Origin of the sequence: Streptomyces sp. NBC_01439, from assembly GCF_036227605.1 — a bacterium.
Classification (GTDB): Bacteria; Actinomycetota; Actinomycetes; order Streptomycetales; family Streptomycetaceae; genus Streptomyces.
In genome coordinates, this window is the sequence record NZ_CP109487.1 from 6,295,214 (window position 1) to 6,307,923 (window position 12,710).

Here is a 12,710-nt window from a genome sequence, read left to right on the forward strand (position 1 = left end):
GACTCCCGCAGCCCGACTCCCGCTCGACCCTCGCCGTGCATACTTCTAAGGAAGAGGTGTGAGGAGGGTCCGGCCGCCGACAATCACCCGTTCGGATCCAGCAGGAAGTGTTCATGACGAAGCTGTCCGTAGTTGTCCCCTGCTTCAACGAAGAAGCCGTCATCGACAGCTTCGATGTGGAGATCCGGAGGGTCCTGGACGCCCTCCCCGTCGAGTACGAGGTCTGCTACGTCGACGACGGAAGCCGCGACGGCACCCTCGACAAGCTCCGGAAGATCGCCGCCGAACACGGCGAAGAGACCCGCTACGTCTCCTTCAGCCGGAACTTCGGCAAGGAGGCCGGCATGCTCGCGGGTCTGCGCGAGGCCACGGGCGACGCCGTAGTGATCATGGATGCGGACCTCCAGCACCCGCCGGAGCTCATCGCGACCATGCTGGAGCACTACCGGCAGGGACACGACCAGATCATCGCCCGCCGCACGCGCGAGGGCGACAAGAAGCTCCGCTCCGCCCTCAGCAGCCTCTACTACCGGGGCGTCAACCGCTGGGTCGACGTGGAGCTCACCGACGGCGTCGGTGACTTCCGCATGCTTTCGCGCCCGGCCGTGGACGCCCTGCTGTCGCTGCCGGAGTACAACCGCTTCTCCAAGGGGCTGTTCTCCTGGATCGGCTTCGACACCGTCCACTTCGACTACCGCAACGCGCAGCGCGAGGCCGGCGAGACGAAGTGGAAGTTCGGCGCCCTGCTGAACTACGGCATGGACGGCCTGATCTCCTTCAACAACAAGCCGCTGCGCATCGGGATCTGGTTCGGCGTGTCGCTGGTCGCCCTGACCGGCCTGTACGCCCTGTGGATCACGATCATGGCGATCACCAACGGCGTCGAGTCCCCGGGGTACGTCACCCTCGTGGCCATCATCACAGGCCTGGGCGGCGTACAGTTGATCATGTTGGGCCTGATCGGCGAGTACATCGGCCGCATCTACTACGAGGCCAAGCGCAGGCCGCACTTCCTGGTGAAGGAAGCGCACGGAGCACAGCCGCTCCCGCGGACCGACGACCGGCCGGCGGCCCCGGTCGCAGAGCCTACGATCGTGGAGCGCAGCGCCCGATGAGCCGCAAGGACCAGCTCGGCCAGGTGTTCAGATTCGCCCTCGTGGGCGGAGTCAACACCGGCACCTTCTTCGTCATCTACCTGCTCCTGCACCCGTGGATGCCGTACTTCGCCGCCTACTCCCTCGCCTTCGTCCTGGCGATGGTCGGCTCGTTCTTCATGAACACCTACTTCACCTACCGGACCCGGCCGACCTGGAAGAAGTTCTTCCTCTTCCCGCTGACGAACATCACCAACTTCGTCATCCAGTCCGTCGGCCTCTACGCGCTGGTGACCTGGGCCGGGATGGACACCCGGATCGCCCCCCTGGTCGCAGCGGTCGTGGCCATCCCGTTCACCTTCCTGCTCTCCCGCAAGATCCTCGTCCCGGGTGCCGCCCGGGCCGAGGAGGCCCCCGTCGTGGAGGCGGGGTCCTCGTCCAGGGTCTGAAACCCCCGCGCAGCCCCGCGCGCCCACCCCGTAGATTGAGACGGCAGGCATCTCGGCGACGCGCATTTCGCCGACGGGCATTTCGGCAAGGGGCAAGGGGACAGACGTGTCAGCGGCTAGGCAAGGTGTCGTGGACGCCCGCAGGATCGTGGTCAAGGTCGGCTCCTCCTCCCTGACCACCGCGGCCGGCGGACTCGACGCGGACCGGGTGGACGCGCTCGTCGACGTCCTCGCCAAGGCCCGCAGCGGAGGCGAGAAGGAGATCGTCCTCGTCTCCAGCGGAGCCATCGCCGCCGGACTCTCGCCGCTCGGCCTGCGCCGGCGGCCCAAGGACCTGGCCCGGCAGCAGGCCGCCGCGAGCGTCGGCCAGGGCCTGCTCGTCGCCCGCTACACCGCCTCCTTCGCCCGGTACGGCGTCCGCGTCGGCCAGGTGCTCCTCACCACCGACGACACCAGCCGCCGGGCCCACTACCGCAACGCCTACCGCACCCTCGACCAGCTGCTCGCCATGGGCGCCCTCCCCGTGGTCAACGAGAACGACACCGTCGCCACGGACGAGATCCGCTTCGGCGACAACGACCGGCTGGCGGCCCTCGTCGCCCACCTCGTCCGTGCCGACCTCCTCGTCCTCCTCTCGGACGTGGACGGCCTCTACGACGGCGACCCCTCCCAGCCCGGCACCACGCGCATCGAAGAGGTCCGCGGGCCCGAGGACATCGCGCACGTCTCCATCGGCAGCGCCGGCAAGGCCGGCGTGGGCACCGGAGGCATGGTCACCAAGGTCGAGGCGGCCCGGATCGCGGCCGCGGCCGGGATCCCCGTGGTGCTGACCTCCGCGAGCCAGGCCGCCGACGCGCTGGCCGGACGGGGGACCGGCACGCTGTTCCACGCCACCGGGCGCCGCTCGGCGGACCGGCTGCTCTGGCTCCAGCACGCGTCGACCCCGCAGGGGCACCTGGTCCTGGACGACGGCGCCGTCCGCGCGGTCACCAAGCGCGGGAGCTCGCTGCTGCCCGCCGGGATCGCGGCGGTCGAAGGCGACTTCGTCGCCGGGGACCCGGTGGAACTGCGCTCCGCGGACGGCCGCGCCGTGGCCCGGGGCCTGGTCAACTTCGACGCCAAGGAACTCCCGCAGCTCCTCGGCCGCTCCACTCGCGAGCTCGCGCGGGAACTCGGACCCGCGTACGAGCGGGAGGTCGTCCACCGGGACGATCTCGTCCTGCTGGAGGGCTGAGGTTCGGTAAAAGCGGAGCGCGGCGGCCCGTGGACTGGTCAACTGTGAGGGGCGGGCGGACCCGCGCGGCGGAGACAGGAGGCGACTGGTGAGACGAGCGCTGACCAGCGTCGGCACGGGGGACGGTGACGGCGGCGGTGGCGGGGAGGAGCAGGATCACGCATCGCGCCTGTGGCACGTGACCCTGAGCGTCTCCGGCAAGCCGGCCCGGCTGTCCGAGGTCCGGCGCGGGCTGGAGCAACTGGCCCACGACCATCCCTTCCTGCTGACCAGCCGGTACGCCGAGGACCACGCGGAGATCCGGTACTGGGAAGAGGCCCGGGACCTCCACGACGCGGCGGCCGTCGCCCTGCGCCTGTGGGGCGAGCACCGCTCCTCGGCGCAGCTCCCGCCCTGGGAGATCGTCGGCCTGGAGGTCATCGACCGCGCCACCTACCACCAGCGCGTGGCGGAGGGCTACGGCCCGCCCCCGGCCCACCCGGTGGGCGTCCACCCGTACTAGCCCCGGCTCTTTCAGCCCCTCCGGCGTTTGAGGAGCTGGGTCCGGGGTGGAGCCCCGCGTACCTTTCAGTCCGTCCGGCGATTGAGGACCAGGTCCGGGCAGGGCCCGGGGAAACGGCGAAAGGGCGGGGCGGGGAGAGGGCCCCGCGCAGCGGCCCCGTAGACGGCCGGCGCCCGCCGTCTCGGGGGGTGGAACCCAGACGGCGGCGTACCGCCGGGGGATTACCCTGGGCGGCATGACCTCGCTCGATGCCGCCACCGCCACCTCGCCCGTCCTCGCCACCGCGCAGCGGTCCCGCACCGCCGCCGCGGCGATCGCCCCACTCCCGCGGTCCGCCAAGGACACCGCCCTGCTGGCGATCGCGGACGCGCTGGAGGCCCGTACGGCCGAAATCATCGCCGCCAATGCCGTGGACACGGACAAGGCCCGCGCCGCCGGCACCAGCGAGACCGTCATCGACCGCCTCACCCTCACCCGGGAGCGGGTCGCCGCCATCGCCTCCGACGTCCGCGACGTCGCCGCCCTCCCCGACCCCGTCGGCGAGGTCGTCCGCGGCAACACCCTCCCCAACGGCATCGACCTCCGGCAGATCCGCGTCCCGCTCGGCGTCGTCGGCATCATCTACGAGGCCCGCCCCAACGTCACCGTCGACGCCGCCGCCCTCTGCCTCAAGTCCGGCAACGCGGTCCTGCTGCGCGGCAGTTCCTCCGCGTACTCTTCCAACACCGCCCTCGTCGCCATCCTGCGGGACGCGGTCGAGAGCGTCGGCCTGCCCGCCGACGCGATCCAGCTCGTCCCCGGCGAGTCCCGCGACTCCGTCCGCGAGCTGATGCGCGCCCGCGGCCTCGTCGACGTGCTCATCCCGCGCGGCGGCGCCTCCCTCATCAAGACCGTGGTCGAGGAATCCACCGTCCCGGTCATCGAGACCGGTACCGGCAACTGCCACGTCTACGTCGATGCCCAGGCCGACCTGGACATGGCGGTGGACATCCTCATCAACTCCAAGGCCCAGCGGCCCTCCGTCTGCAACTCCGCCGAGACCCTCCTCGTCCACCGCGATATCGCCGACGCCTTCCTGCCGCGCGCCCTCGACGCGCTCGCCGACGCCGGCGTCACCGTGCACGGCGATGCCCGGGTCCTCGGCGCCGCCGAAGGCAGCAAGGTCACCGCCCTGCCCGCCACGGACGAGGACTGGGCGGCCGAGTACCTGTCCTACGACATCGCCGCGGCAGTCGTGGACTCCCTCGACGACGCCGTCACCCACATCCGCCGCTGGACCTCCGGTCACACCGAGGCGATCGTCACCACCTCGCAGGCCGCCGCGCGCCGCTTCACCCAGCTGGTCGACTCGACCACGGTCGCCGTGAATGCATCCACTCGGTTCACGGACGGTGGCCAGTTCGGCTTCGGTGCGGAGATCGGCATTTCCACCCAGAAGCTGCACGCCAGGGGCCCGATGGGCCTTCCCGAGCTGACGTCCACCAAGTACATCGTCACCGGCGACGGTCACGTTCGGTAGTGACACCTCCAGCACGGTGTGGCCGAAATTCGGCGCACACCCTGCCCAAGGCGGCTCCCCAGGTCTAGGCTGTTGCCGTGCCGGACGACGTGGGGGGCAAGCCGTTCCCGGACGACGGGGAGCCCGACGACGACCGCGGAGGCGCGGATTTCGACTTCGCCTCCGTGGTGTTCGACGAGGACTTCGTCCGGAACGCCGAGATCCAGGAACCGAGCGCCGCCGAGCGCCAACGGGCGGCCGACCGAGCGCGCGCGGAGGCCGAAGCCGCCCGTGCCGTGGCCGGCGGCTGGACGGTCGACGAGGACCACGACAGCTACGGATACGGCCACCCCGACGGGTACGACGACGACCACGGCTGGGATCACGACCGCGGCTACGGATACCCGGACGGTCCGTACGGAGCCTACGGCGGCAGTCTGCGCCCCTACCGCGGCCGCGCACCCTGGCTGCGCCCCGTCGCGTGGGTGCTCGCCTTCCTGATGGGCCTCGGCATGGTCGCGCTCGCCTTCAGCGCCGTGTACCGCAGTGCCTCGGGCGAGGCGGACCCCGCTCCGGCTCCCGCCAGCACTCCCAGGGGTGAAGTCACCGGCGTCGGCGCGTTTACGTACCCCTCCGTTCGCCAACCCTGAAGGTACGACCCCACTCGCATACGCCGGAGCTGGGGGCTTCTCTGAAGCGGGGACAGCGGGGAGAAGCGATGGCCGTGCCAGGAGATCCACCCAACAGCACCCCCGAGGGCATGGGCGGGGGCGACGACGACTTCCGGCCGGACGAGTACCGGTCGGACGAGTACCGGTCGGTGGTGTTCGACGAGGACTTCGTCCGTGCCGCCCGGCTCCAGGAGTACTCCGCGCAGGAACGCATGGGCGAACACGCCCGTGCCGTGCGCAGCCGATCCATCTGGTCCGGTGGCGGCTCCACGTCCCGGACCAGCACCCCCGGCCGGGGTGCACGGCAGGGCATGTTGCTCGTGCTGCTCATCGCCACGGCCTTCGCCTTCGCCGTCTACATGGGGCTGCGCAACCCCTACGTACCTCCGTCCGGGGGACCCGCCCAGGCGCTCAGCAGCACCGTGGTCCCGCTCGCGCCGACCACCGACGTGCCCGGCGGGCGCCCCACCGAGCTGTACGCGAAGAGCCCCGCCGCCGACTACCGGGTCGGAGCGGCCGGCATCACGCTGCCCGCCGTGCGCCGCACGCACCACTTCACCGACGCCCAGGTCGTCGCCGCGCTGTCCATCGCCAAGGACTACCTGGTGCAGTCCTCGCTGGACCCCGACATCCTCGCCGGAGCGGCCTCCCGCCCGGTGCGCGTCCTGCTCGACCCCGACCAGCTGGCGCAGTTCGAACGCAGCATGACCTCGCCCTCCGGCGACGGCCGTCACGCGGCCACCGGCTGGCTGGTCCGCTTCGACCGGGACACCGCCGTCGTGGCCGACCCCCGGGTCCGGGTGAGCGGCACGCTCGCCTTCGAGGAGGTGGCCCCCGACGTCCTGGAGGTCACCACCGACCACACCTTCGTCTACGCCGTACGGCCCGCCACCGGATCCCCGGCCGCGGCCGACGGCGCCTCGCTCTTCACCGTCCGGCGCGAGCTGCGGCTGCGCTTCGACCGCGAGGACCTGACGGCCCGCCGGCTGGAGCTGGCCTCGGCCTACGTGATGGCCGGGCCGCAGGACTGCTCCGCCGACCCGGCCGGGGCCTTCCGTCCGCTCCTGGCCGGAGCCGGCCCGACCACGGTGGGCCCGGCCGCGAGCGACCCGTACGCCAGCGGCCGACCGCGGCGCACGGCCGGGCTGTGCGGTGTCCTGGCCTCGCCCGCGACCCCGGCCGTGAGCCCGCCCGCGACACCGCCCTCGCCCCCGCAGGCCGCTCCCGTCAGCCCTGCTCCGTAGGTCCTGCCTTGTCCTGCGGAGCGGTGCCGGCTCCGGTTCCGGCACCGGCTCCGGCACCCGTGAACTTGTCGCGGAGCTTGCCACCCACGTCGGCCGCCCCGCCCGCGAGGTCACCGACGAACTTGAACAGCGGGTCCTTGCTGGTGCGCACCGCATCGGCGTAGTGCGCGGCGGACTGGCGGAAGGAGTCGGTCACCGAGGCGTCCTTGTCCTCCTCCCGCCGCGGGTAGTGGCCGTCCATGATCCGCTGGTGGTCGCGGCTCTCCGCCCACTTCTTCAGCTCGGCCGCCCGCACCGTGGTGAAGGGGTGCGTCCGGGGCAGCAGGTTGAGGATCTTCAGCACGGAGTCGCGCAGATCGCCGCTCGACTCGTACTCCTCGGCCTGGGCCAGGAAGGCGTCCACGTTCATCTCGTGGAGGTGATTGCCGCCCGCGATCTTCATCAGCCCCCGCATCGAGGCCTGCACATCTTGTCCCACCAGCAGCCCGGCCCGGTCGGCCGAGAGCTCCGACTTGCGGAACCACTCCCGCAGCGCGGTCACGATCGTCATGATCGCCACGTTTCCCAGCGGGATCCACGCGATCTTCAGCGCCAGGTTGGTCAGGAACAGCAGGATCGTGCGGTAGACGGCGTGCCCCGACAGGGCGTGGCCCACCTCGTGGCCCACCACCGCACGCATCTCCTCCTCGTCGAGCAGCTCGACGAGGCCCGTGGTCACCACGATGATCGGCTCGTCCAGTCCGATGCACATGGCGTTGGGGTTCGGGTCCTGCTGCACGTACATCTGCGGGACCTTCTCCAGGTCCAGGATGTAACAGGCGTCGCGCAGCATGGCGTACAGGTGCGGGAACTGCGTCTCGCCCACGCGGACCGACTCCGACAAGAACATCAGCCGCAGGCTCCGCTCCGGAAGCAGCCCGCTCAGCGCCTTGAACACCGTGTCGAAGCCGCTCAGCTTGCGCAGTGCCACCAGCGCGGAGCGGTCCGCCGGATGCTCGTACGCCCGTGACGAGATGCCGGGGAACCGCCTGCGATCCCGTGCCGGCACCTTCTCGAACCCTGTTTCCGTCATTGCGCCCTCCCCTGGATGGACCTGCTCGTCCCTGCGTCTATCCTCTCCAACGCCTGAGTCGGCGTGAGCGTGCCCCAGGCCCCCGCATACGATGTGAGCGAAGTCTCCGCCCGCTCCCCGACTCGATAGGTATCTGCCTGATGAGCCTCTCCACCACCGCCCACAACCTGGTCGTCCTCGCCTCGGAGGGGGCCGAGCAGCACGGCGGCAACCACGACAGCCTGAACCCGTACCTGACCGGCGGCGGTGCCTTCGTCATCCTGATGCTGATGCTCTGGGTCACCACGCGCCTGAACCGCGACCGCTGAACCGGCTGATCAGGCTGATCCGGCCGAACCCGTCGAGAACGACGCGTCCCCCGGGCCAGTAGGCTCTGCGCTCATGGGAGAGCAGGAGATGCCTACCGGTCCGGTCAAGCGCCGGCTCGGCGTGATGGGCGGGACATTCGACCCGATCCATCACGGACACCTGGTGGCCGCCAGCGAGGTGGCCGCCCTTTTCCACCTCGACGAGGTGATGTTCGTGCCGACCGGCGAGCCGTGGCAGAAGTCGCAGCGGGCCGTTTCGCCGGCCGAGGACCGCTACCTGATGACGGTCATCGCCACGGCCTCGAACCCCCAGTTCTCGGTGAGCCGCATCGACATCGACCGCGGCGGGCCGACGTACACCATCGACACCCTGCGGGACCTGAAGGTGCAGAACGACGACGCCGACCTGTTCTTCATCACCGGTGCCGACGCGCTCGCGCAGATCCTGACCTGGCGCAACGCCGAAGAGCTCTTCTCGCTCTCCCACTTCATCGGAGTCACCCGGCCGGGCCACGTGCTCACCGACGACGGGCTCCCGAAGGGCGGCGTCTCCCTGGTGGAGGTGCCCGCGCTCGCGATCTCGTCCACCGACTGCCGCGCGAGGGTGGCCCAAGGGGATCCCGTCTGGTATTTGGTGCCGGACGGCGTCGTGCGCTACATCGATAAGCGTGAGCTGTACCGGGGAGCCTGAGCTTCCGGAGAGAGGGGCCCCGCGGTGAACGACCGACAGGATCCGTACGACCCGCATGCCGCCCAGGAGCAGCAGTTCGTCGGCTACGACGCGTACGGGCGGCCGGTGTACGGCCAGGTGCCCGCGCAGCCCGCCCAACCCGCTCCGGCCGTCCCGCAGCAGTACGGGCAGCAGTACGAGCAGCAGCAGTACGGCTACGACTACCAGGGCTACGGCCAGCAGCAGCCGCAACAGCAGTACTACTCGCAGCAGCCGGCCGCCCAGGAGTACGGGCAGCAGGAGTACACCCAGGCGCCCGCCTACGGGTACGACACGCAGCAGACCCAGCAGTGGATCCCGCAACAGACCGCCCCGGAGCCCCCGGCCCCCGCCGAGCGGCCGGCCGCCCAGGTCCCCGAGCCGCGCCGGCCGGACGCCGAAGACGGCGGAGCGCGGGGCGACGAGCAGGACCGCGACCACGACGGCGAGCACGACGGCGAGCACGACGGCGAGCCCCGGGCGGACCGGGACTACCGCACCGAGATGTTCGCCTTCATCGACCAGCCGGACGAGGACTCCGAGGACGTCATCGACTGGCTCAAGTTCACCGAGAGCCGCACCGAACGCCGCGAGGAGGCCCGCCGCCGCGGCCGCAACCGGGTGGTGGCGCTGATCGTCGTCCTCGCCCTGTTCGTCGTCGGCGGACTCGGCTACCTCTGGTACGCGGGCAAGCTGCCCTTCCTCGACGGCCCCGGCGAGAAGAAGACCGGCGCGAGCGCCGACGCCGGCCCGCAGAAGCGGGACATCATCGTCGTCCACCTGCACAACACCAAGAAGGGCGGCACCTCCTCGGCGCTGCTCGTCGACAACGTCACCACCAAGCAGGGCGCCACCGTCCTGCTCCCGAACAACCTTTCCGTCACCGGCCAGGACGGGACGGCGACGGGGCTCGGCAAGTCGGTCGAGGAAGGCGGTCTCGGCACCCGCGAGGCCCTCGACTCCGTGCTGGGCACCCGCATCGGCGGCACCTGGCGCCTGGACACCCCCTTCCTGGAGAGCCTGGTCGAGCTGATCGGCGGCATCGAGGTCGACACCGACACCGCGGTCCCGGCCGACGACGCGGCCAAGACCCCGGCCGTGGCCCAGGGCCAGAAGCAGAGCCTCAGCGGCCGGATGGCCGTCGCGTACGCCACGTTCCGCGGGCAGGGCGAACCGGAGGCCAAGCAGCTGGAACGCGTGGGCAAGGTGCTCCAGGCGGTGCTGCGCAAGGTTCCGAGCGACCCGAAGGCGGCGGCGGTGACCGTCGAGAGCGTCGGTCAGATCCTCGACCCGGCCCTGAACGCGCAGACCCTCGGGGGCCTGCTGTCCCGGCTCGGCGCGCACGCCAAGGTGGGCGCGTACCGCACGGACGTCCTCGCGGTGAAGGCGGACGGAACGCTCACGGACGACGCGAACAAGTCGGTCGTCAAGGAGGTGCTGGGCGGCTCCGGCGCCGCCGCTCAGCCGGGTGCGGCCCCGCGCGTCGGCCTCAAGGACGCCACCGGCGACGAGAAGACGCAGGTCGCGGCGAAGGCGGCGCTGGTGAACGGCGGCTACGCCTTCGTCGACGGCGGCAAGGCCGACAAGACGGCGGCCACCTCGCAGATCACCTACCAGGATGATGCGCAGCGGGACCGCGCGATCGAGGTCGCCAAGACGCTGGGACTGCCCGAGACGGCCGTGAAGAAGGCCGAGAACGCGGTGAACGCGGAGGTCGTGGTGATCCTGGGCAAGGACTACAAGGCGTCCTGACCGGGCTCCGGAGCGGCCCCGACGGAGGCTTTCGCCCGCGCGCGACGCTGCGCGCGGGCGGTGTCGGCGGTACATGAGACCCTTGTAAGGATCTGCCCGCCAACCCGAAAGCATGGCCAGTGACCGCCACGGACCGCTCCATCGAGCTCATCACCGCCGCCGCCCAGGCCGCGGCCGACCGGCTCGCGCACGACATCATCGCGTACGACGTCAGCGACGTGCTGTCGATCACCGACGCCTTCCTGCTCGCCTCGGCGCCCAACGACCGCCAGGTCAAGTCGATCGTCGACGAGATCGAGGAGCGCCTGCTGAAGGAGCTCGGCGCCAAGCCGGTGCGCCGCGAGGGTGACCGCGACGCCCGCTGGATCCTGCTCGACTACGTCGACATCGTCGTCCACGTCCAGCACAGCGAGGAGCGTGTCTTCTACGCGCTGGAGCGCCTGTGGAAGGACTGCCCCGAGATCGAGCTCCCCGAGGACGCCAAGCTCACCATCGGCAAGGCCGAGGAGCACGCCAAGCTGCGCGAGGCGGCGGGCGACGACGAACTGGACGGTGATCTGTTCTGAGCGCGACCACCTCGGGCAAGTCCGGCAGGAAGATCGTCCTCTGGCGGCACGGCCAGACCTCGTGGAACCTGGAGCGCCGCTTCCAGGGCTCCACGGACATCGAGCTGACCGAGGCGGGTGTGGCGCAGGCGCGCCGCTCCGCGCGGTTGCTCGCCTCGCTGAAGCCGGATGCCATCGTCGCCTCCGACCTGCAGCGCGCCTCTGCCACGGCTGCCGAGCTGGCGGCCCTCACGGGGCTGACGGTGTCGCACGACGCGGCGCTGCGCGAGACGTACGCCGGCGAGTGGCAGGGCCTCACGCACGACGAGATCCTTGAGAAGTACGGCGAGCAGTACGCGGCGTGGAAGCGCGGCGAACCGGTCCGCCGGGGCGGTGGCGAGCTGGAGACCGAGGTCGCTGACCGCGCCGCGCCGGTGGTGCTGGAACACGTCGACCGGCTGCCGCGGTCCGGCACCCTCGTCGTGGTCAGCCACGGCGGCACCATCCGTACGACGATCGGGCGCCTGCTGGGCCTGAACGCGTACGACTGGGAGGGCCTCGGCGGGCTCTCCAACTGCTGCTGGTCCGTGCTCGGCGAGGGCGCGCGCGGTTGGCGCCTGCTGGAGCACAACGCCGGCACGCTGCCGGAACCGGTGCTCGGCGACGACGACTGAGCGGCCTTCTGCCGCTCCCCGGCGGGGCTGCCACCCGGATTTCACTTTCCGGCTGGTCACAGGCTAGAGTTCTTCTTGTTCGCAGCGCAGAACACCGGAGACGGGGGGAGCGTAGCGGAGAGCGGGGCTATAGCTCAGTTGGTAGAGCGCCTGCATGGCATGCAGGAGGTCAGGAGTTCAATTCTCCTTAGCTCCACAATCAGGATCCCGTCCCCAACAGGGGGCGGGATCCTTGCTTTTGTACCCATTGTGTTTGCTGACCTCGCCCGCACCGGCATGGCAGAATCGTGACCGCCGGAGGGGGAGACGACGGCCCGACGCGGGAGGGAGTCGCTGACGGATGGGTGCACACCGGCGCCGGTGCGACTGGTGCAACAACGGCACGCCGATCGTGCGGGACATGGACCCGGTCAACCCCGACTACCAGTACTGGTGCGAGGAATGCGCTCGGGCGCTGATCATAAAAGGCGACCCGATCGAGACGTATCGCGAGCTGGAAGGGGAGCCGATCTACGGCCGGCTGCTCGACGAGCACTGCACGCTCAAGCGGTTCTACCAGTTCGCGAGGGCGTGACAAGTTGGCTTAAATCGGACATGGCTTCTGGTCGGTGGAAACCGATTTTTGGACCGGGGCCATGACCGTGTAATGTTTGGGACGTCGCCAAGGGAAACCGGCAAGGGAAACCGAAGCGGCAAGCGCAACAAGGGGCTATAGCTCAGTTGGTAGAGCGCCTGCATGGCATGCAGGAGGTCAGGAGTTCAATTCTCCTTAGCTCCACAGTGAAGAAGCGGGCCACCCGGATCGGGTGGCCCGCTTCTCGTTGTGTCGACGGATGGAACGGCCGAGCGTCAGAAGGGGCCGCTGCGGTACCCTGACGCCATGCGTGCCGTACGCCTTCTGCTTACCGAGCCGCGCTGATCAGCGCCGACCCACGAGAGGTCGGCATCGGCGCGGCGT

General features: G+C 70.4%; 14 protein-coding genes and 2 tRNA genes. 15 read left to right on the forward strand and 1 reads right to left on the reverse strand.

The features are described from left to right. The first annotated feature begins 113 nt into the window (after positions 1-113). The 7 genes from OG207_RS28410 (at position 114) to OG207_RS28440 (ending at position 6,692) form a co-directional block, all read left to right on the forward strand. Positions 114-1,115, forward strand: a complete 1,002-nt coding sequence (locus OG207_RS28410; RefSeq protein WP_329102115.1) for a glycosyltransferase family 2 protein — start codon at positions 114-116, stop codon at positions 1,113-1,115. After that, positions 1,112-1,543 (forward strand): GtrA family protein, encoded by a 432-nt coding sequence (locus OG207_RS28415; RefSeq protein ID WP_266596542.1) that lies wholly within the window; start codon positions 1,112-1,114, stop codon positions 1,541-1,543. Before OG207_RS28410 ends, OG207_RS28415 begins: the two co-directional genes overlap by 4 nt. A gap of 106 nt (positions 1,544-1,649) precedes the next feature. Continuing rightward, positions 1,650-2,777, forward strand: coding sequence for a glutamate 5-kinase (gene proB, locus OG207_RS28420; RefSeq protein WP_329102118.1), 1,128 nt, complete (start codon positions 1,650-1,652; stop codon positions 2,775-2,777). Between the two features lie 34 nt (positions 2,778-2,811). Beyond that, positions 2,812-3,279 carry a hypothetical protein gene (locus tag OG207_RS28425; protein ID WP_402695140.1) on the forward strand — a complete coding sequence of 156 codons (468 nt, stop codon included), beginning with the start codon at positions 2,812-2,814 and terminating at the stop codon, positions 3,277-3,279. A 235-nt stretch (positions 3,280-3,514) separates the two neighbouring features. Then, the gene (locus OG207_RS28430) at positions 3,515-4,798 is read left to right on the forward strand and encodes a glutamate-5-semialdehyde dehydrogenase (protein ID WP_329102123.1); all 1,284 of its coding nucleotides are present in this window, start codon (positions 3,515-3,517) and stop codon (positions 4,796-4,798) included. A gap of 77 nt (positions 4,799-4,875) precedes the next feature. Next, complete coding sequence (locus OG207_RS28435) at positions 4,876-5,427, forward strand: SCO2584 family spore wall biosynthesis protein (protein ID WP_329102125.1); 552 nt, start codon at positions 4,876-4,878, stop codon at positions 5,425-5,427. A gap of 68 nt (positions 5,428-5,495) precedes the next feature. Beyond that, positions 5,496-6,692: an SCO2583 family membrane protein gene (locus OG207_RS28440; RefSeq protein ID WP_329102127.1), complete on the forward strand. Its 1,197-nt coding sequence runs from the start codon at positions 5,496-5,498 to the stop codon at positions 6,690-6,692. On the opposite strand, the gene OG207_RS28445 is transcribed toward OG207_RS28440, so the two are convergent. Next, complete coding sequence (locus OG207_RS28445; protein ID WP_329102129.1) at positions 6,676-7,764, reverse strand: M48 family metallopeptidase; 1,089 nt, start codon at positions 7,762-7,764, stop codon at positions 6,676-6,678. The two genes, OG207_RS28440 and OG207_RS28445, sit on opposite strands and share 17 nt — an antisense overlap. Positions 7,765-7,904: 140 nt before the next feature. Between OG207_RS28445 and OG207_RS28450 the strand changes: the two genes are divergently transcribed. From OG207_RS28450 to OG207_RS28485, 8 genes are all read left to right on the forward strand, one after another. Continuing rightward, positions 7,905-8,072, forward strand: coding sequence for a hypothetical protein (locus tag OG207_RS28450; protein WP_033224011.1), 168 nt, complete (start codon positions 7,905-7,907; stop codon positions 8,070-8,072). Positions 8,073-8,145: 73 nt separating this feature from the next. Further along, on the forward strand, positions 8,146-8,763 hold the full coding sequence (gene nadD / locus OG207_RS28455; RefSeq protein ID WP_329102131.1) for a nicotinate-nucleotide adenylyltransferase: 618 nt from the start codon (positions 8,146-8,148) through the stop codon (positions 8,761-8,763). 24 nt (positions 8,764-8,787) lie between these two features. After that, entirely contained in the window at positions 8,788-10,533 is a 1,746-nt protein-coding gene (locus tag OG207_RS28460; RefSeq protein WP_329102133.1) for an LCP family protein, read from the forward strand. Between the two features lie 119 nt (positions 10,534-10,652). Next, positions 10,653-11,099 carry a ribosome silencing factor gene (gene rsfS / locus OG207_RS28465; RefSeq protein ID WP_030008628.1) on the forward strand — a complete coding sequence of 149 codons (447 nt, stop codon included), beginning with the start codon at positions 10,653-10,655 and terminating at the stop codon, positions 11,097-11,099. Then, on the forward strand, positions 11,096-11,752 hold the full coding sequence (locus OG207_RS28470) for a histidine phosphatase family protein (protein WP_266602711.1): 657 nt from the start codon (positions 11,096-11,098) through the stop codon (positions 11,750-11,752). Before rsfS ends, OG207_RS28470 begins: the two co-directional genes overlap by 4 nt. A 123-nt stretch (positions 11,753-11,875) precedes the next feature. Further along, positions 11,876-11,948: transfer RNA gene (locus OG207_RS28475), tRNA-Ala, on the forward strand. 144 nt (positions 11,949-12,092) lie between these two features. Beyond that, on the forward strand, positions 12,093-12,326 hold the full coding sequence (locus tag OG207_RS28480; RefSeq protein ID WP_008738908.1) for a hypothetical protein: 234 nt from the start codon (positions 12,093-12,095) through the stop codon (positions 12,324-12,326). A gap of 131 nt (positions 12,327-12,457) precedes the next feature. After that, positions 12,458-12,530, forward strand: a tRNA-Ala gene (locus tag OG207_RS28485). Positions 12,531-12,710 lie beyond the last annotated feature (180 nt).

Coding starts and splice junctions, on each gene's coding strand:
- OG207_RS28410 (WP_329102115.1), top strand. CDS start 114: ATGACGAAGCTGTCCGTAGTTGTCCCCTGCTTCAACGAAGAAGCCGTC.
- OG207_RS28415 (WP_266596542.1), top strand. CDS start 1,112: ATGAGCCGCAAGGACCAGCTCGGCCAGGTGTTCAGATTCGCCCTCGTG.
- OG207_RS28430 (WP_329102123.1), top strand. CDS start 3,515: ATGACCTCGCTCGATGCCGCCACCGCCACCTCGCCCGTCCTCGCCACC.
- OG207_RS28440 (WP_329102127.1), top strand. CDS start 5,496: ATGGCCGTGCCAGGAGATCCACCCAACAGCACCCCCGAGGGCATGGGC.
- OG207_RS28445 (WP_329102129.1), bottom strand. CDS start 7,764: ATGACGGAAACAGGGTTCGAGAAGGTGCCGGCACGGGATCGCAGGCGG.
- OG207_RS28450 (WP_033224011.1), top strand. CDS start 7,905: ATGAGCCTCTCCACCACCGCCCACAACCTGGTCGTCCTCGCCTCGGAG.
- nadD (WP_329102131.1), top strand. CDS start 8,146: ATGGGAGAGCAGGAGATGCCTACCGGTCCGGTCAAGCGCCGGCTCGGC.
- OG207_RS28480 (WP_008738908.1), top strand. CDS start 12,093: ATGGGTGCACACCGGCGCCGGTGCGACTGGTGCAACAACGGCACGCCG.